At 64.8% G+C, this 18,534-nt stretch carries 18 protein-coding genes; 12 read left to right on the plus strand and 6 right to left on the minus strand.

Translation table 11 applies throughout. The features are described from left to right. Nucleotides 1-150: 150 nt before the first annotated feature. Nucleotides 151-2,244: a S8 family peptidase gene (locus ACMV8A_RS13725; protein ID WP_495326442.1), complete on the plus strand. Its 2,094-nt coding sequence runs from the start codon at nt 151-153 to the stop codon at nt 2,242-2,244. Nucleotides 2,245-2,317: 73 nt separating this feature from the next. On the opposite strand, the gene ACMV8A_RS13730 is transcribed toward ACMV8A_RS13725, so the two are convergent. Both ACMV8A_RS13730 and xseA read right to left on the minus strand, forming a co-directional pair. Then, nucleotides 2,318-3,181, minus strand: a complete 864-nt coding sequence (locus ACMV8A_RS13730) for a peptidoglycan DD-metalloendopeptidase family protein (protein ID WP_495326443.1) — start codon at nt 3,179-3,181, stop codon at nt 2,318-2,320. Beyond that, nucleotides 3,178-4,524 (minus strand): exodeoxyribonuclease VII large subunit, encoded by a 1,347-nt coding sequence (xseA, locus tag ACMV8A_RS13735; protein ID WP_495326444.1) that lies wholly within the window; start codon nt 4,522-4,524, stop codon nt 3,178-3,180. Before xseA ends, ACMV8A_RS13730 begins: the two co-directional genes overlap by 4 nt. Nucleotides 4,525-4,622: 98 nt before the next feature. On the opposite strand from xseA, the gene rnr reads away from it, so the two are divergent. From rnr to radA, 11 genes are all read left to right on the plus strand, one after another. Beyond that, on the plus strand, nt 4,623-7,100 hold the full coding sequence (rnr, locus tag ACMV8A_RS13740; RefSeq protein ID WP_495326445.1) for a ribonuclease R: 2,478 nt from the start codon (nt 4,623-4,625) through the stop codon (nt 7,098-7,100). 134 nt (nt 7,101-7,234) lie between these two features. Next, nucleotides 7,235-7,981: a 23S rRNA (guanosine(2251)-2'-O)-methyltransferase RlmB gene (rlmB, locus tag ACMV8A_RS13745; RefSeq protein ID WP_495326446.1), complete on the plus strand. Its 747-nt coding sequence runs from the start codon at nt 7,235-7,237 to the stop codon at nt 7,979-7,981. 151 nt (nt 7,982-8,132) lie between these two features. Then, nucleotides 8,133-8,537: a 30S ribosomal protein S6 gene (rpsF, locus tag ACMV8A_RS13750; protein ID WP_495326447.1), complete on the plus strand. Its 405-nt coding sequence runs from the start codon at nt 8,133-8,135 to the stop codon at nt 8,535-8,537. Nucleotides 8,538-8,570: 33 nt separating this feature from the next. After that, the gene (rpsR, locus tag ACMV8A_RS13755; protein WP_495326448.1) at nt 8,571-8,798 is read left to right on the plus strand and encodes a 30S ribosomal protein S18; all 228 of its coding nucleotides are present in this window, start codon (nt 8,571-8,573) and stop codon (nt 8,796-8,798) included. Nucleotides 8,799-8,822: 24 nt separating this feature from the next. Continuing rightward, the gene (locus tag ACMV8A_RS13760; protein ID WP_495326449.1) at nt 8,823-9,731 is read left to right on the plus strand and encodes a hypothetical protein; all 909 of its coding nucleotides are present in this window, start codon (nt 8,823-8,825) and stop codon (nt 9,729-9,731) included. A gap of 51 nt (nt 9,732-9,782) precedes the next feature. Next, nucleotides 9,783-10,232, plus strand: a complete 450-nt coding sequence (rplI, locus tag ACMV8A_RS13765) for a 50S ribosomal protein L9 (RefSeq protein WP_495326450.1) — start codon at nt 9,783-9,785, stop codon at nt 10,230-10,232. 112 nt (nt 10,233-10,344) lie between these two features. Continuing rightward, nucleotides 10,345-11,733 carry a replicative DNA helicase gene (gene dnaB, locus ACMV8A_RS13770; RefSeq protein WP_495326451.1) on the plus strand — a complete coding sequence of 463 codons (1,389 nt, stop codon included), beginning with the start codon at nt 10,345-10,347 and terminating at the stop codon, nt 11,731-11,733. After that, nucleotides 11,733-12,812 (plus strand): alanine racemase, encoded by a 1,080-nt coding sequence (alr, locus tag ACMV8A_RS13775; RefSeq protein ID WP_495326452.1) that lies wholly within the window; start codon nt 11,733-11,735, stop codon nt 12,810-12,812. The genes dnaB and alr overlap by 1 nt, the downstream gene beginning before the upstream one ends. Further along, nucleotides 12,809-13,246 carry an NUDIX hydrolase gene (locus tag ACMV8A_RS13780; RefSeq protein WP_495326453.1) on the plus strand — a complete coding sequence of 146 codons (438 nt, stop codon included), beginning with the start codon at nt 12,809-12,811 and terminating at the stop codon, nt 13,244-13,246. The genes alr and ACMV8A_RS13780 overlap by 4 nt, the downstream gene beginning before the upstream one ends. Beyond that, nucleotides 13,239-13,460 (plus strand): hypothetical protein, encoded by a 222-nt coding sequence (locus tag ACMV8A_RS13785; protein ID WP_495326454.1) that lies wholly within the window; start codon nt 13,239-13,241, stop codon nt 13,458-13,460. The genes ACMV8A_RS13780 and ACMV8A_RS13785 overlap by 8 nt, the downstream gene beginning before the upstream one ends. A gap of 3 nt (nt 13,461-13,463) precedes the next feature. Then, the gene (gene radA, locus ACMV8A_RS13790; RefSeq protein WP_495326455.1) at nt 13,464-14,828 is read left to right on the plus strand and encodes a DNA repair protein RadA; all 1,365 of its coding nucleotides are present in this window, start codon (nt 13,464-13,466) and stop codon (nt 14,826-14,828) included. Nucleotides 14,829-15,022: 194 nt separating this feature from the next. On the opposite strand, the gene ACMV8A_RS13795 is transcribed toward radA, so the two are convergent. From ACMV8A_RS13795 to ACMV8A_RS13810, 4 genes are all read right to left on the minus strand, one after another. Beyond that, complete coding sequence (locus ACMV8A_RS13795) at nt 15,023-15,382, minus strand: PilZ domain-containing protein (RefSeq protein WP_495326456.1); 360 nt, start codon at nt 15,380-15,382, stop codon at nt 15,023-15,025. Further along, complete coding sequence (locus ACMV8A_RS13800) at nt 15,382-16,059, minus strand: FHA domain-containing protein (protein ID WP_495326457.1); 678 nt, start codon at nt 16,057-16,059, stop codon at nt 15,382-15,384. The genes ACMV8A_RS13795 and ACMV8A_RS13800 overlap by 1 nt, the downstream gene beginning before the upstream one ends. Nucleotides 16,060-16,150: 91 nt before the next feature. Beyond that, nucleotides 16,151-17,446 carry an HlyC/CorC family transporter gene (locus ACMV8A_RS13805; protein ID WP_495326476.1) on the minus strand — a complete coding sequence of 432 codons (1,296 nt, stop codon included), beginning with the start codon at nt 17,444-17,446 and terminating at the stop codon, nt 16,151-16,153. Nucleotides 17,447-17,524: 78 nt separating this feature from the next. After that, nucleotides 17,525-18,331 carry a cytochrome C assembly family protein gene (locus tag ACMV8A_RS13810; protein ID WP_495326458.1) on the minus strand — a complete coding sequence of 269 codons (807 nt, stop codon included), beginning with the start codon at nt 18,329-18,331 and terminating at the stop codon, nt 17,525-17,527. Nucleotides 18,332-18,534 lie beyond the last annotated feature (203 nt).

Raw genomic sequence — 18,534 nt, forward strand, 5'->3', positions numbered from 1 at the left:
GCATCACGCAACAATTGCACATCGGCCACCTTCCACGGCGACCGCAATCCAAGAATCTGGGCGTACAGGTCTATGTCTCTCATGGTTCAACAGGCTAAGCTACCCACTCGATCCGGGGAAGAGCCAAAAACATAAGGTCAGGAGATTGGCGTGATTTCAAGGCGTGAGAAGGATTCTTTACGAGATTGGCTGAGCATTGCTGCGGTTGCAGCGGTCTTGGCTGTGTTTTCTCTGTCGGTCTTTGCGGGGGAGCAGCAGGATCGGGGTCTAGTGGTCGCCCCCACGGCGGCTGTTAATGCAGTCACCGCCCTGGGCAGGGGAGGTTCCGGTGCAGACATTGATGTGCGGCAGGCGGCGGAACCCCTGCTGGCCAAGGCAGAGCAGAAGGGCAGGGTGCGCGTCATCATCAAGGTGCGCCTGCCCGAGCAGACGGACTTGGGCCGGGCGATGGTGGATGGTGTGCAGGAGGCGGGGCAGCGCAACGGTATCAGCCGTGCCCAGCGCGATGTACTTACCCGCCTGGGTATTACGCCGGATGCAGATGCATCCGGTAGGCCGCGGGTGCCGGTGACGTTGCCGGACAACATCGCCAACCTGCGTCTGTTCCGTACTGTGCCGTATCTGTCCATGTTTGCCGATGCGTCCACACTGGAGCGGCTGCTGGCGGACCCGCAGGTGGTTGCGGTGCATGAGGATGTTCCCGTTCCTCCCGCGCTGAAGGACAGCGTGCCCTTGATTAATGCCGACGATGTTTGGGGCAAGGGAAGCACTGGAGGCGGCATCGCTGTTGCCATACTGGATACCGGCGTGGACAAGAGTCATGCCTTTTTTCAGTCGCGGGTGGTATCGGAGGCGTGTTTCTCCACCACTTATGCTCCGTACGGCTCCACTTCCCTCTGCCCGGGTGGTGTCGCCGAATCGACGGCGGCCGGTTCCGGCGTGGACTGTTCCGGTGCCGCAGGCTGTGGCCATGGCACCCATGTCGCGGGCATTGCCGCCGGTGCGAATGCAATCGACGGTACCGACACCTATTCCGGGGTCGCGAAAGGCGCCGACATCATCGCGATACAGGTGTTCAGCCGGTTTACCGGAACGGCTTGCAGTGACTCGGGCCTGGGAGACCCCTGCGTTCTGACCTATAGCACGGATCAAATGGCGGCGTTGGATCATATTTATGACAATCTGAGTGGGTACCAAGACATTGCCGCAGTAAATATGAGTCTCGGTGGTGGACGTTACACCGAGGCGTGTGATGTAGATATGCGCAAGGCATACATTGATAATTTGCGGTCAGCCGGGATCACTACCGTCATTGCTGCGGGCAACAGCTACTACGATGATGCCGTCGGTGCACCGGGCTGTATATCTACCGCCGTTACGGTGGCTGCAAGCAACAAGAACGACAGCATCTCGGTCTACACCAATTGGGGGGCGCTGATAGATGTCGTGGCGCCAGGAACAAACATCAGATCGTCTCAGAATGGCGGCGGATACGTCACCATGTCCGGAACCTCCATGGCCGCACCTCACGTGGCCGGCGCCTTCGCGCTGTTGAGGCAGATGTATCGCACCGCATCGGTCAGTGACCGGGAAGCTGCAATGGCCACCAGTTCTATTACAGTGAGCTACAACGGCGTTGATAAGCCAAGGATCGATGTGGTGGCGGCCCTGGATTATCTGGCGGCATTGTATGATGGCTCTTTGCAGGTACAGATTGAACCCGCGGAGGCGGTTACCGACGGTGCTCAATGGCGCCGTCTCGGTACGAGTATATGGCGCAACAGCGGAACTACAGAGACCGATATCCCTGAAGGATCTTACACACTGGAATTCAGAACGATAACCGGGTGGACCAAGCCGGCAAATCAGCAGGTTTCCGTGATCGCCGGAACGACAAACAACGTCAATGAGACTTACACCCTGAATGGCGCACTTCAGGTGGTCCTCTCACCGCAGGGTGCGATCGATGCCGGCGCCAAATGGCGCCGAGTTGGCACCAGTACCTGGTTTGACAGCGGCGCCACGGAGGGCAATATAACCCCGGGGAATCACACGATTGAGTTCAAGGCTGTTGCAGGGTGGAATGCGCCGGCACAGCAGTCTGTCGTGGTCACGAGCGGTGTCACGACGGTAGCCTCCGCATCTTATACCGCAGTCACTTCATCCAGCGGCGGTGGCGGCAGCTTCGCTTGGCTTGCCTTGACGCTCCTTGCTGCTCCGCTGCTGAGACGGCGACTTGTGTAGCCACGACAAAGGCCCGCGTAAGCGGGCCTTTGTCGTTTGGCCTCGTGGTTGACAGGGGAGGGTGCAGAACGACTTATTGCATCAACTGCGCCACAACCTCCGGCGCCAGGAACAACAGCGGATCCACGCGCGCATCGTTGAGGCTGACGCTCCAGTGCAGGTGGGGGCCGGTGACGCGACCGGTGGCGCCGACGGTGCCGAGAGATTGTCCCGTCTCGATCACCTGGCCGGTTTTCACCGTGATGCTGTCCAGGTGGCAGAACATGGTGATGAGGCCCTGGCCGTGGTCGAGGAAGACGGTTTTGCCGTTGTAGTAGAAGTCGCCGGTGGCGAGGACGCGGCCGGCGGCGGGGGCGCGGATCGGGGTGCCGGTGGGGGCGGCGAGGTCGATGCCGCTGTGTGGGTTGCGCGGTTCGCCGTTGAAGAAGCGGCGCAGGCCGAAGGGGCTGCTGTAGCGTCCTTCCACCGGCAGGATGAAGCGGGTGGGGACGTTCGCGGCGGCCTTGAAGGTGCGGTAGGTTTCCGTGCTCAGCTTCAGTTCGCGCGCGATGCGCTGCTGATCCTCCGGGCTGGGGTTGACCATGCGCGGCGGCACGCTGAGGTGCTGTTCCTGGTATTGCTTGGCGCTCACCTCGAAGGTGAGGGTACGGTCCGCGCCTGCCTGCGGTTGCACGCGCAGGGTGTGGCGGCCCGGCGCGGCGCTGAGCGGGATGCCGACCACTGCCTGCCAGCGGCCTTCGTTTTTCAGCACCATGACCGGACGGCCCTGGTAATAGGCCTTGGGCAGCGTTTTGTGTTCCCCCAGCGCAATGATGGCGACACCACCGGGGACGGCGGCGCTTTGCGGCAGGGCGTAGGCCGCGTTGGTGCAAAGCAGCAACAGACACACCAGAACGAGTTGTGTGTAATGCTGCGATACCGACGGTTGCTGATTCATTTTTCCACTCCTTCCACCCGGCAGAGCAGGTGGCCCTGGCCGAGACGGGCCTGCACCTGCTGGCCCGGCGCGGTTTGCGCGGCGGCGCGCAGCACGCTGCCGTCGGCGGCGGTGACGATGGCGTAGCCGCGGCTCAGGGTGGCCAGCGGGCTGACGGCGTCGAGGGTGTGCGCGGCCTGGGCCAGGCGGCGGTTCATTCGCTCCAGATGTTGTGTCGTGGCGCTGTGCAGGCGGCGCTGCAATTCCTGCCGTCGCGCCTGCATGGACTGTACGCGGTGCAGCGGCGTATGGCGCTCCAGCCGGGCGTGCAGTGCGGCGAGGTGCGCACGGGTATGGCGCAGCAGGTGATGGCTGGCGCGCACCAGGCGCTGTTCCATTTCGTCCAGGCGCTGGGCGATCTCCTGCAGGCGGCGGCCCGGATGCTTGAGGCGTTTTTGCAGCGCGTCGAGCAGTTGTTTCTTGTGCCGCATCTGGCGCTGGAAGCTGCGCGCCAGGCGGATGCGCTGTTGCAGCAGTTGGCTGCGCATCTCTTCGCGGTCTGGACTCAGCAGTTCCGCCGCGGCGGACGGCGTCGGCGCGCGCATGTCGGCGACGAAGTCGGCGATGGTGAAGTCGACCTCATGGCCTACGGCGCTGACGATGGGGATCGGCGAGGCGTGGATGGCGCGCGCCACCACCTCTTCGTTGAAGGCCCACAGGTCTTCCAGCGAACCGCCGCCGCGGCCAACGATGAGCACGTCGCATTCGGCGCGCTCGCCGGCGCGCTTGATGGCCGCGGCGATCTGCTCGCCGGCGCCCGTGCCCTGCACCGGCACCGGGTAGATCACCACCGGGATGGCCGGGAAACGGCGCGAGAGCACGGTGAGGATGTCGCGGATGGCGGCGCCGGTGGGTGAGGTAATCACGCCGATGCGGCGTGGCAGGCGCGGCAGCGGCCGCTTGCGCGCCGGGTCGAACAGCCCCTCGTTTTGCAGACGCAGCTTGAGCATCTCGAAGGCGCGTTGCAGGGCGCCGGAGCCGGCCTCTTCCATGTGCTCGGCGATGAGCTGGAATTCGCCGCGCCCCTCGTACAGCGAGATGCGCACGCGCAGCAGTACGTGCATGCCGTCCTGCGGTTTGAAGCGCAGCAGCTGGTTGCGCTGGCGGAACATGGCGCAGCGCACCTGGGCGCCGGCGTCCTTGAGGGAGAAGTACCAGTGACCGGAGGCGGGGCGGGCCAGGTTGGAGATTTCGCCTTCCACCCACAACAGGGGGAAGCTGCCCTCCAATACGGCGCGCGCCTCGGCGTTCAGGCGTGAGACGGTGTAGACGTCGCGGTTCGGGGTGTCGGATGAGGTGGACATGGGGGCATTTTACTCATGTTGGGAATAATTTCTGCCCTTGACTGGCCGGAACGGCTACAATTGGCGCCTTATATACCCAGGAACGCATAAACGAACACATGTCAAAACGCAGAAGCAAGCAAGACCCCTTCCAGGAGCGCGAAGCGCAGAAGTACGAAAACCCCATCCCCAGCCGTGAATTCATCATGCAGCTGCTGGAGGACCAGGGGGTTCCCCTCGAAACCTCCCAGATTGCCCAGGCCCTCGGCCTGCACGACCCGGAACAGCTGGATGCCCTGACTCGCCGCCTGCGCGCCATGGAGCGCGACGGCCAGCTGATGCGCAACCGCCGCGGCGGCTATGGCCTGATCAGCAAGATGGATCTGATCCCCGGCCGCGTCATCGGCCACCCGGATGGCTTCGGCTTTCTGGTGCCCGACGACGGCAGTTCCGACCTGTTCCTCACCGCGCGCGAGATGCAGGCGGTATTCCACGGTGACCGCGTGCTGGCCCGTGTTTCCGGCCTGGACCGGCGTGGCCGCCGCGAGGGCGCCGTGGTCGAGGTGCTGGAGCGCAATACCGACCGCGTGGTGGGACGCTACCGTGTGGAAGGCGGCGTCGGCTTTGTCATCGCCGACAACAAGCGCGTGGTACACGAAATCCTCATCCCGGCCGAGCAGGCCTACGGCGCGCGCCACGGTCAGCTGGTGACCGCCCAGATCCTCGAGCAGCCCACCCGTTACCGCCAGGCCATCGGTCGTGTCATCGAGATCCTCGGCGACCACATGGCGCCGGGCATGGAGATCGATGTCGCCATCCGCGCCTACCAGTTGCCGCAGGAGTGGTCGCTGCTGGTGGAGGACGAGGCGGCCAAGCTGCCGCCGGTGGTGCCGGAGGAGGCCAAGCAGGGCCGCGTCGATCTGCGCAACATCCCGCTGGTCACCATCGACGGTGACGACTCCATGGACTTCGACGACGCGGTGTATGCCGAGCCGCGCGGCAAGGGCTGGCGTCTGGTGGTGGCCATCGCCGACGTGTCCCATTACGTGCAGCCGGGCAGCCCGCTGGATGCCGAGGCGCGCGTGCGCGGCAACTCGGTGTATTTCCCCGGCCGTGTGATCCCCATGCTGCCCGAGCAGCTGTCCAACGGCCTGTGCTCGCTCAACCCCAACGTCGACCGTCTGTGCATGGTGTGCGACATGGAGGTGAGCGCCACCGGCGTGCTGGGCAACTACAAGTTCTATCCCGCCGTGATGCGTTCGGCGGCGCGCCTCACCTACACCAAGGTGGCGGCGATGCTGGTGGAACGCGACGAGACGCTGCGTGCCCAGTACGGCGAGCTGGTGGACCATCTTGAACACCTGTACGCCCTGTTCCGCGTGCTGCAGACGCAGCGCGAGCGGCGCGGCGCCATCGACTTCGATACCACCGAGACGCGCATCGTGTTCGGTGAGAACAAGAAGATTGAGAGCGTGATTCCTGTAGTGCGCAACGATGCCCACCGCCTCATCGAGGAATGCATGCTGCTGGCCAACGTCGCCACGGCCGATTTCCTGTCCAAGGCCGAGGTGCCCATCGTCTACCGCGTGCACGCCACGCCGACCGAGGAAAAGCTCACCAACCTGCGCGAATTCCTGCGCGAGCTGGGCCTGTCCATGGGCGGCGGCGAGCGCCCCGAGGCGCGCCATTACTCCGAGCTGCTCAAGCACATCGCCGGCCGTCCCGATGCCCACCTGATCCAGACCGTACTGCTGCGCAGCATGGCCCAGGCAGTGTACTCGCCGGACAACCTGGGCCACTTCGGCCTGGCCTACGAGGCCTATACCCACTTCACCTCGCCGATCCGCCGCTACCCGGACCTGCTGGTGCACCGCGCCATCCGTCATGTGCTGTCCGGCAAGCGGCCGGCGGCCTTCCGCTACAGCCACGACGACATGATGCTGCTCGGCGAGCACTGCTCCATGACCGAGCGCCGCGCCGACGAGGCCACCCGCGACGTGGTGGACTGGCTCAAGTGCGAGTACATGCTGGACAAGGTGGGCGAGGTCTACGACGGCATCATCACCAGCGTCACCGGTTTCGGCCTGTTCATCGAGCTGGCCGACATCTACGTCGAGGGTCTGGTGCATGTGACCGGTCTGCAGAACGACTACTACCACTTCGACCCGGCGCACCACCGCCTGGTGGGCGAGCGCACCCGACGTATCTATCGTTTGGGCGACAAGCTCAAGGTGCGTGTGGTGCGTGTCGATCTCGACGAGCGCAAGATCGATTTCGAACTGGTGCTGGAAGAGGGGGCCCAGTCGGGCAAGGAGTCGGGCAAGGAGTCGGGCAAGGAGTCGGGCAAGGAGTCGGGCAAGGAGTCGGGCAAGGGACAGGGGCAGCCCCGTTCCGAGGCCGCGCCGAAGAAGGGCCGCTCCCGCTCCAGGAAAAAATCCCAGCCGCCGCAACAGCCGCAGTCGCAGGACCAGGCGCAGCCAGTGCAGCAACAGGCCGCGCCGCCGCAAGCGGCCGGGCAGGAAGGCGGTGCGGCGTCCAAATCCAAGAAGCGCCGCCGCCGCCGCGGTGGCAAGAAGCGCGCGCCGGCAGCGGAGTAATGTCGCTGGCCCTCTCCCCACCCGGTGGGGAGGGCTGGGGAGGGGCGCTAGCTTCGCCACCCCCCTCCTCCCAACCTTCCCCGCCAGCGGGGGAGGCGGTTCGTGGCTTTCTCAACGAAGTGGTGGGTTACCCCATGGCAGCGACAGAACTGGTATTCGGCCTGCACGCCGTCGAGGCGGTATTGCAGCGCCCCGACGGCGTGATGGAGCTGTGGCTGGATTCCGGCCGGCGTGACCAGCGCCTGCAGGCCCTGGCCGCTGCCGCCGAGGCCGCCGGGCTGCGGCCACACTGGGTCAAGCGCCAGGAATTGGACAAGCTCACCGGTGGCGATCGCCACCAGGGCGCCGCGGTACGGGTGCGTCAGGCCGAGGCGCGCAGCGAGGCCTTCCTCGATCAACTGCTGACCGAGCTGGATGTCCCGCCCTTTCTGCTCATCCTCGACGGTGTCACCGATCCCCACAACCTGGGCGCCTGCCTGCGCAGCGCCGATGCCGCCGGGGTGCATGCGGTCATCGCCCCGCGCGACAAGGCCTGCGGCCTGACCCCGGTGGCTCGCAAGGTGGCCAGCGGCGCTGCCGAGACCGTGCCCTTCGTACAGGTGACCAACCTCGCCCGCACCCTGCGCCTGTTGCAGGACGCTGGGGTATTCCTGGTGGGGGCGGCGGGGGAGACCGACACCTCGCTTTATGAGGCCGACCTGCGCGGCCCCCTCGGTATCGTGATGGGGGCGGAAGGCAGCGGCCTGCGCCGCCTGACCCGGGAACATTGCGACGTGCTGGTGCGCATCCCCATGGCAGGCAGCGTGGAAAGTCTCAATGTCTCTGTGGCTACCGGCATCTGCCTGTTCGAGGCCCTGCGCCAGCGCAGCCGTGGCGGCTAGCCGCCAGGCCGCGTTTTTTCTGGCCATTAGCCCTAGACCCTGCCCCCCGGACCCTTTATAATCCCGCGCCTTTAATGCCGCCGCTGTGGCGGTATTACTCCTTGCCTCGGCGGAGTCCATGCCGAGGCTGTCCAAACCGTAAGGAGTGACAATGAAGCACTACGAAATCGTGTTTCTGGTCCACCCGGACCAGAGCGAGCAGGTTCCTGCCATGATCGAACGTTACCGTTCGACCATCGAAACCGCCGGCGGCAAGATTCATCGCCTGGAAGACTGGGGCCGCCGCCAGCTGGCCTATCCCATCAACAAGATCCACAAGGCGCACTATGTTCTGATGAACATCGAGTGCCCGATCGAGACCATGAAGGAGCTGGAGTCCGCCTTCCGCTTCAACGATGCAGTGATCCGCAACCTGATCCTGATCATGGATGAGGCGGTGACCGAGCCGTCGTTCCTGGCCAAGTCGCGTGAAGAGCGTGACGACCGCCGCGAGCGCAACAGCCGTGACGACATGGCTGACGACGAAGCCGATGCCGAAGAGGCCGCAGCCGAGTAAGGCTGTTGCACGGACACTACCAGGAGCACACACATGTCTCGTTTCTTCCGACGCAAGAAGTTCTGCCGCTTCACCGCCGAAGGCGTGAAGTACATCGATTACAAGGATCTGAACACCCTGAAGGGCTACGTGACCGAGAGCGGCAAGATTGTGCCGAGCCGCATCACCGGCACCAAGGCCAAGTACCAGCGTCAGCTGGCCCTGGCCATCAAGCGCGCCCGTTATCTGGCGTTGCTGCCGTACACCGATTCGCACGATTAATCCCGTTCTGAACGGAACGCCGCGATGAGGTTCCTGGCGAACACCATCATGCGCGGGCCGATGGCGGCGATCCTGGTCACCAGTGTCGCCGCCATGCTCGGATTGCTGCTGCCGCCGCTGGGTTATCTCAGCGCAGCGGCGGTGGGGTTGGTAACCCTGCGCCTCGGCCTGCTCGAGGCGGGCAAGGTGGTGGCCGGTGCGAGTGTGGCCACTGCCGTGCTCGGTGGGGTGCTGGTAGGCAACGTGATGGCGCCGCTGGCCTTTCTGCTGGTGCTGTGGCTGCCGCTGCTGGTATCGGCCTACAGTCTGCGCCGTACCGGCAATCTGGCCCGCAGCCTGCTGCTGGCGGGCTTGTTCGGTGTGATGGTGGTGTTCGGCTTCCATGCCGGCGTGGCTGACCCCGCCGGCTGGTGGCGCGAGATGCTGTACCGCATGGTGGAGCAGGCCACGGCCGAGCAGCAGGAGATCCTGCGGCCGGTGCTGGACGACATGGCCGGGTTGATGACGGGCATGGTCGGTGCGGCGGTGGCTCTGGGCGTGGCCTTGAGTCTGTTCCTGGCCCGCTGGTGGCAGGCGGCGCTGTACAACCCGGGTGGGTTCCGCAGCGAGTTCCATGCCCTGCGGCTGGGACGTGTGCTGACCGGCGTGACGGTGCTGCTGCTGGCGCTGGCCTGGATGCAGACACCGGGGCTGGCGATGCTGACCGACCTGTTGCCGCTGGCGCTGCTGCTGCATCTGTTGCAGGGGGTGGCGCTGGTACACGGTCTGGTGGCGCGCACCGGGGCCAACGTGGGCTGGCTGGTGGCAATGTACGTGTTGCTGCTGTTGCCGATGGTGACGACGCAAACCGCGCTCACCCTGGCGATAGCAGGTATGGTGGATAACTGGATGGATTTTCGGACCCGTCTCGGGGCCGGTAGACCCAATCAATAATTTGAAGTGGCGCGGCAAGACCGGGCGCAAATTTAAGTCGAGGTAAAAACGATGGAAGTCATTCTGCTGGAGAAGGTTCGCAATCTGGGCGCCCTGGGCGAGAAGGTCAAGGTGCGTTCCGGTTACGGTCGCAACTACCTGATGCCGCGTGGCATGGCCGTGATGGCCACCAAGGAGAACATCGAGAAGTTCGAGGCCCGTCGCGCCGAGCTGGAGCAGGCTGCCGCCGCTGCGCTGGCCGCCGCCCAGGCCCGTGCCGCCAAGCTCGCCGAGCTGGGCGCCGTGACCATCGCCCACAACGCCGGTGATGAAGGCAAGCTGTTCGGTTCCATCGGCACCGCCGACATCGCCGAGGCCGTCAACAAGGCCGGCATCGAGGTGAAGCGTCAGGAGATCGCCATGCCGGAAGGCCCGATTCGCCAGACCGGCGAGTTCGAGATCGAGCTGAACCTGCACACCGACGTCACCCAGGCCATCAAGGTCGTCGTCGTCGCTGCCTAAGCTGCACGCATGCCCGCCCCGCCATGGGGCGGGCATGGATTTTGCGCCCTTCCTCCGGGCAGCCGCCTGGGGCACTCTGGGAACCCTCTGGTCAGCCGGCTAACCGAACGCCATGCAGAAGCTCGCCATTTCCCACGGGCAGGACGCCACCGCGGCGCTCAAGGTTCCGCCCCATTCCATTGAGGCCGAGCAGGCCGTACTCGGCGGTCTGATGCTGGATAACAGCGCCTGGGACAAGGTCGCCGATCTGGTGGCCGAGGACGACTTCTACCGCCGCGACCACCGCCTGATCTTCCATGCTATCCGTCTGCTGGCGGAGAAGAGCGACCCCTGTGATGTCGTCACCCTGGCCGAGTGGCTGGACAAAAAGGGTCAGCTCGACGATGCCGGCGGTATCGCCTATCTCGGTAGCCTGGCCGGCAACACCCCCAGCGCCGCCAACATCAAGTCCTATGCCAGTATCGTGCGCGAACGCTCGGTGCTGCGCCAACTGATCCGCGTCAGCAACGACATCGCCGACACCGCCTTCAATCCGGACGGGCGTTCGGTGTTCCAGCTGCTGGATGAGGCGGAAAAGAAGGTTTACGAGATCGCCGACCAGGGTGCGCGCGCCCGCGTCGGTTTTGCCGGCATGAAGGACCTGCTGGTCAAGGCGGTGGACAAGATCGACCAGTTGTTCAGCATGGACAGCCCGATTACCGGCGTTGCCACCGGCTACAACGATTTCGATGAAATGACCGCCGGTCTGCAAAAGTCCGACCTGGTCATTATCGCCGGTCGCCCCTCCATGGGCAAAACCACCTTCGCGATGAATATCGTCGAGCACGTCGCCATCAAGGAACAGAAACCGGTGGCGGTGTTCTCCATGGAAATGCCCGGCGAGGCGCTGGCCATGCGCATGATGTCCTCCCTCGGCCATATCGATCAGAAGAAGGTGCGTACCGGCAAGCTGGACGACGAGGACTGGCCGCGCCTGACCTCGGCGGTGAGCCTGTTGTCGGAGGCGCCGATCTTCATCGACGACACCCCGGCCCTCAGCCCCACCGAGGTGCGCGCCCGTGCCCGCCGCCTGGCGCGCGAGCAGGAGCACGGCCTCGGCCTCATCGTCATCGACTACCTGCAGCTGATGCAGGTGCCTGGCACCAGCGAAAACCGCACCGGTGAGATCTCCGAGATATCGCGTTCGCTGAAGGCCCTCGCCAAGGAGCTGAACTGCCCGGTGATCGCCCTGTCGCAGCTCAACCGCTCGCTGGAACAGCGCCCCAACAAACGTCCGGTGATGTCCGACCTGCGCGAGTCCGGCGCCATCGAGCAGGACGCTGACTTGATCGTATTCATCTACCGCGACGAGGTGTACAACCCCGACAGCACCGACAAGGGCACCGCGGAGATCATCATCGGCAAGCAGCGTAACGGCCCCATCGGTACCGTGCGTCTCACCTTCCTTGGCCAGTACACCCGCTTCGAGAACTGCGCGCACGGAGGGTACGAGGAGTACTGATGCGCGCCACCCAGGTCGTCATCGATCTCGCGGCGCTGCGCCACAACCTGGCCCGCGCCCGCGCCGCCGCGCCGGACAGTCGTGTCCTGGCGGCCATCAAGGCCAACGGCTACGGCCATGGCATGTTGCGCGTGGCCCGCGCCCTGGCGGACGCCGACGGCTTCGGTGTGGCCTGTCTGGCTGAGGCGCTGCAGCTGCGCGAGGCGGGTATCCAGCAGCCCATCGTGCTGCTGGAGGGCTTCTTCGGCGCCGATGAACTGGAGGCCATCGCCCGTCACCGTTTCATTCCCGCCATCCACAACACCACCCAACTGGAACTGCTGGAACAGGTGCAGCTGCCCGAGCCGCTGGCAGTATGGCTCAAAGTGGACAGCGGTATGCATCGTCTTGGTTTTCCCCTGGCGCAGGCGCAGCCCGCCTGGCAGCGGCTCGCGGCCTGCCGCAATGTGAGTGCGGTGGTCGGCTGCATGACCCACCTGGCCAACGCCGATAACCTCAATGACGATTTCACCGCCCGCCAGCTGGCCGATTTCCGCCGCCATACCGCCGGACTGCCCGGCGAGCGTTCCATCGCCAACTCTGCCGCCCTGCTAGGCTGGCCCGACTCCCATGCCGAATGGGTGCGTCCTGGCATCATGCTGTACGGCGTGTCGCCCCTGCTGGGCGGGCGGGGCACTGAACATGGCCTCAAACCGGTGATGACCCTGCGTTCGGAGCTGATCACGGTGAATCACCTGAGGCGCGGCGAGGCGGTGGGGTATGGCGGTGCCTTTGTCTGCCCCGAGGACATGCCGGTAGGCGTGGTGGCGGCGGGCTATGGCGATGGTTATCCACGCCATGTGGCCAATGGCGTGCCGGTGCTGGTCAATGGCCAGCGTGTGCCGCTCATCGGCCGCGTCTCCATGGACATGCTCACCGTCGATCTGCGCAGCCTGCCCGCGGCCCGCGCCGGTGACCCGGTGGTGCTGTGGGGGGAGGGACTGCCGGTGGAGGAGATCGCCGAGCATGCCGGCACCATTCCCTACGAGCTGCTGTGCCGGGTGATGCCGCGCGTCGATGCGGTCGAGAACGGGGCGTGACACCGGCGGGGCCGCAGGTCGGTGTCGGCGCGGTGGTGGTGCACCAGGGTCGCGTGTTGCTGGTGCAGCGCGGCCGTCCGCCCGGCGCCGGGCTGTGGGCCATCCCCGGCGGTCGCCAGCGCCTGGGCGAGACGCTGCAGCAGGCGGCGGAGCGCGAAATCCTGGAAGAGACCGGCGTCGTCATCCGCGCCACCACGCCCATCTACACCTGCGAACACCTCGAGCACGACGACCAGGGCGCGTTGCGCTTTCACTATGTCATCGTCGACCTGGCGGCGGAGTACCTGAGCGGCGAGCCGCAGGCCGGTGACGATGCCCGTGCCGCGCGCTGGGTGGCCTGGAGTGAACTGGGCGCCCTGCCGCTCAACGCCAGTTCGCGTGTCGCCTTGCGCGCGCTGTTTCCCGCTGACACGGAGGGCTATCTGCATGTCTAGAACCCGACTGATGAGCGTGCTGCCGCTGTCTCTGCCTCTCTCCGCCTGCACGGCCGAAATGGGCGTGACGGCAACCATCCTGTTGCTGGTGTTGTTGCCCGCGGCGCTGGTATTCGCCTTGTTGTGGGGATTGCGCACGCAGCGGCAACAGACGCGTCGCGGCGGCAAGGCCGATCGGCGCAATTACCCGGATGCCGACGACGATAAGGAATAGGCCATGGCCAAGGGCAAGACCATCTACAGCTGTACCGAGTGCGGCGCGCAGGCCCCCAAGTGGGCGGGGCAGTGCGGCGAGTGCGGCGCCTGGAACAGCCTGGTGGAGACCATCGCGGCGCCGCCGGCCGAGCGCAAGGGGCGCCACGCCGGTTATGCCGGCACCGCCGGCACCCTGGTGGTGCAGAGCCTGAAAGAGGTGGCGCCGGAGGAGACCTCGCGCCTGTCCACCGGCAGCAGTGAATTCGACCGCGTGCTGGGCGGTGGCCTGGTGGCCGGTTCAGTGGTACTGCTGGGTGGTGATCCGGGCATCGGCAAGTCCACGCTGTTGCTACAGACGCTCGCCACCCTCGGCGCGGGCCAGCGCACCCTCTATGTCACCGGCGAGGAGTCGCCGCAGCAGGTGAGCATGCGCGCCCAGCGTCTCGGTCTCGATGCTGGCCATGTCCGCCTGCTCACGGAGACGCGGGTGGAGGACATCCTCGCCACGGCGCAACAGGAGAAGCCGCAGGTGCTGGTGGTGGACTCGGTGCAGACGGTGTACACGGAGCTGCTGCAATCGGCGCCGGGCTCGGTGGCCCAGGTGCGCGAGAGCGCGGCGCAGCTGGTGCGTCACGCCAAGCAGAGCGGCACCGCGCTGTTCCTGGTGGGTCATGTCACCAAGGACGGCCAACTGGCCGGGCCGCGCGTGCTCGAGCACATGGTGGACACGGTGCTGTACTTCGAAGGTGATTCCGGCAGCCGCTACCGTGTGGTGCGCGCGTTCAAGAACCGCTATGGCGCGGTGAATGAGCTGGGCGTGTTCGCCATGACCGACAAGGGGCTGAAGGAGGTCACCAATCCCTCGGCCATCTTTCTGTCGCGCCACGACGAGGAGGTGCCGGGCAGCGTGATCATGGTCACCATCGAAGGCAGCCGGCCGCTGCTGGTGGAGGTGCAGGCCCTGGTGGACGAGAGCCATCTGTCCAACCCGCGCCGCGTCACCGTCGGCCTGGAGCACAACCGCCTGGCCATGCTGCTCGCCGTGCTGCACCGCCACGGCGGCATCGTCACCCACGACCAGGACGTATTCGTCAACGTGGTGGGTGGCATGCGCGTCACCGAAACCGGTGCCGATCTGGCGACGCTGCTGGCAGTGCTGTCCAGCCTGCGCAGCCGCCCGCTGCCGCAGGGATTGGTGGTGTTCGGCGAGGTGGGGCTGGCCGGCGAGATCCGCCCGGTGCCCAACGGTCAGGACCGCCTGCGCGAGGCGGCCAAGCACGGCCTCACCCGCGCCCTGGTGCCGCTGGCCAACAAACCCAAGCAGAAGGTGGACGGCCTGGAGATCATCGGCGTGCGCCGCCTCGACGAGGCCTTGCAGCAGTTCTGATCTGAACAACCTGTCGCAGAGACGCTGAGGCGCAGAGATATTTTCTGGTGGAGTGTGTGCCGTGCGGCTCGGAACGGGTAGAGGTATTCCCTTCTGTCAGCCACGCAAATGGTTACATGCTGCCACAGCGCGGTTACTGCCAAGAGTTTTCTCCGCGTCTCTGCGCCTCTGCGGCAAATTGGTTTTTTAAGGGCTCAGCCGCCCTGGGACAGCTCGGTGAGCTCGCGTTCGAGCAGGGCTTCATCGCCCAGGTTCAGTTCCACCAGGCGCTTGAGGTGGGAGATGCTGTCCAGTTCGATGTGATCGCAGCGAAAGCCGAGGTGGCCGTTTTCGCAGTGCACCACCGTGCCGTCCATGCAGATCACCACGTCGCCGTCCAGATGCAGTTCCAGCTGACAGTTGCTGGCGGAGTCCGCTTCCCAGTCGGCGGGAGCGGCGATGAGAGCACCCTTGAGAGAGATGTCGAGCAGGCGGCTGTCCCAACGGTCGCCGCCGCAGAACAGGGCGGCATGGCCGTCCATGGGGATGCGCTTGAAGTGGCGTTTTTCGTTCATCAGTGCAGGGTGAACTGCATGCGCACGTTGCCGATCTGGATGATGTCGCCGTCATGCAGCTGCCAGGCCTTGTCGCCGATGGCCGTATCGCCCACCCGGGTCGGTGTGTCGCCTTCCAGGTGACTGAGGAAGAAACCGTCATTGCGGTGGGCGATGACCGCCAACTGCACCCCCGGCTTACCCAGGTTCATCAGGTTGCGCTTGAGGCTGATGGTCTTGCCCATATTCTGGCCATTGAGGATTTGCAGGAAGGCGTGGCGCGGGGTATGGATGGGTTCCAGCTCCAGTGTGTCGGCCTCGGTGATTTCCGGTTCCGGCATCGCCTCTTCCAGCGGCACCGGCGCGGCCGTTTCCTCGGTGGTGACCGCAGGTTCGGCGATCACCGCGGTCTCCAGGGTAAAGGTGAGATTGTGCTTGCCGATGCGGATGTCGTCGCCGCTCTTGAGGGTGTGCTCGCTGCTGATGCGTGTACCGTTGACGAAGGTGCCGTCCGGGGTGTCGAGATCGCGCAGCACCGCCGTCTCGCCGTCCAGGGTCAGGCTGGCGTGGCGTGCCTGGATGGCGAGACTGTCGATGAATACGGTGCAGCCGGGATCGCTGCCGATGATGGTCTCGCCGTTGCTCAACGGGAAGTATTTGAGCAGTTTACCCTTGAACGAAAGGGTCAGTTTGGACACGCAGGTCACTCCGCTAGTTATTCTTGCTGGCTAGTATAGCCATGCCCGTCTGGTTAGGGTACTGCCGCCTGCGCCATGTATCGGCGCCTTGCTACCCTTGGTCTGCCGTCTCCACCGTGCCTTTTGCGCGGAAATTGGGGTCGATGCGTACGGTTTTTACCGCACTGGCCGTGGTCTGCACGATTTCCAGCGGATAACCGGCAAGCAGCAGGCTGGTGCCGGCCTCGGGGATGGTTTCCAGATATTCGATGATCATGCCGTTCAGGGTCTTCGGCCCATCGGTGGGCAGGTTCCACTGCATCAGTCGATTGAGGTCGCGGATGTTGGCGCTGCCTTCCACCAGGTAGGTGCCATCCTCCTGCGGGTGGATGTCCTTGCTCAGGGTGGCCGGGTCGGTGGTGAACTCGCCGACGATCTCCTCCAGGATATCGTCCAGCGTGACCAACCCCTGGATGTCGCCATATTCATCCACCACCAGGGCGATGCGGCGGCGCTGCTGCTGGAAATTGAGCAGCTGGGTGTTGAGCGCGGTGCCCTCGGGGATGAAGTAGGGATCGCGGATCACCTTCATGAAGGCATCGCGCGTCAGCTCACCGTGCTTGTGCACGGCCAGTACGTTGCGCAGGTGCACGATGCCCAGCACGTTGTCGATGCCGCCCTTGAATACCGGCACGCGGGTGTGCTGGCTGCTGCTGAGCTGCTGCACGATGTCGGCCCAGTCATCTTCCAGATCGATGCCGAAGATTTCGTTGCGCGGGATCATGATGTCTTCCACCGTGACCTTTTCCAGATCGAGGATGGACAGCAGCATCTGCTGGTGACGTTGCGGGATCATGCTGCCGGCTTCATGTACCACGGTGCGCAATTCATCGCTGGAGAGGTGCAGCTTGGGCGCGTCGGCGGTGGAGATGCCGAACACCCGCAGCAGTCCGTTGGCAACGGTATTCACTGCCCACACCAGCGGATACAACACCTTGAGCAGCGGTTTGAGGACGAAGGCGGCGGGAAAGGCGATGCGTTCGGGATGCAGGGCGGCAACCGTTTTCGGCGCCACCTCGGCGAAGATCAGGATCAGAAACGTAAGCGCGCCGGTGGCGATGGCGATACCGGCCTCACCGTACAGTTTCAGGCCGAGCAGGGTGGCGGTGGCCGAGGCGAGGATATTGACGAAATTGTTGCCCAGCAGGATCAGGCCGATGAGGCGGTCCGGTCGTTGCAGCAGATCGTAGGCGCGCGTGGCGCCGGGCTGGCGCATCTTCTTCGCCAGGTGGCGCAGCCGGTAGCGATTCAGGCTGAACAGACCGGTTTCCGAGCCGGAGAAGAAGGCGGAGAGGAGGATGAGAATGATCAAGGCGCCGACCAACAGGCCGGTAGGTATGTCGTCGATCAAGAAAGGGTAAACCCCATGGTTATTAAAGTATTTTGATTACAAAGGGTTGCGTGGGGTGTTGTCAACCCTGGCAGGTTAACGCTGGAGGATCAGCTCCATCACCAGCTTGCTGCCCAGGTAGGCGGTCATCAGCAGTACGAAGCCGGCCAGCGTCCAGAAGATGGCCTTGCGCCCGCGCCAGCCGAAACGCCAGCGTCCCCACAGCAGGATGGCGAAGACCAGCCAGGCGATGACCGACAGCACGGTCTTGTGCACCAGATGCTGGGCGAACATGTTTTCCAGGTAGAGGAAGCCGGATAGCAGCGACAGGCTGAGCAGGAGAAAGCCCAGACCGATCATGTGGAACAGCATGCGCTCCATGGTTTCCAGCGGCGGCAGGGCGCGGATGAATCCCCCCGGATGGCGGTTGCGCAGGTGGCGATCCTGAACGGCCAGCAGCATGGCCTGTACTGCGGCCAGGGCCAGCAGGCTGTAGGCGAGGATGGACAGCAGGATGTGTGCCTGCATTTCGACGCCGGTCTGCGCCACCAGGTTGGGGGAGGCCGGCCATACGGTTTGCAATACCAGCGCCAGCGCGCTCAGGGGCAGCACCACGCCACCCAGATTCTCTATCGGCTGGGTCAGGGCGGCGAGCAGCAACAGCAGGGCCACCAGCCAGGCGATGAGCGAGACGACGTAAAAGAATTCCAGGTCCAGCCCTTCCGGCAGGAAGATGGCCTGGTAGACCAGGATGCCATGGAGGGCGACAGCGACCAGTCCCACCAGCAGGGCCGGCATGCGGGAACGCTCACTGGCCGTCGCCCCCAACGCCAGGCGCCGCAGCAGCAGCATGGTGGCCACGAAATAGAGAGCAACGGTGAGGAAGGTAAGCGCGATAGTCATGGTGTTGGGCGTCGTCAGGCGGGCATCATCGCATAACTGGCGGCGGCGTTGAAGCGCAGCGCGGGCGGCCGGTGTGACGGATTGCCCATCGCGGCTGGGGCATCCGCCGGACTTGCCTTATTCCCTGATGGGCGGCAGTGTGCAAATACCTCGTATCGTGCTACAAAAGCAGCCGAATCATGGCGATGTGCCGTGGTAGCAGG

This window comes from Sulfurivermis sp., assembly GCF_059410345.1.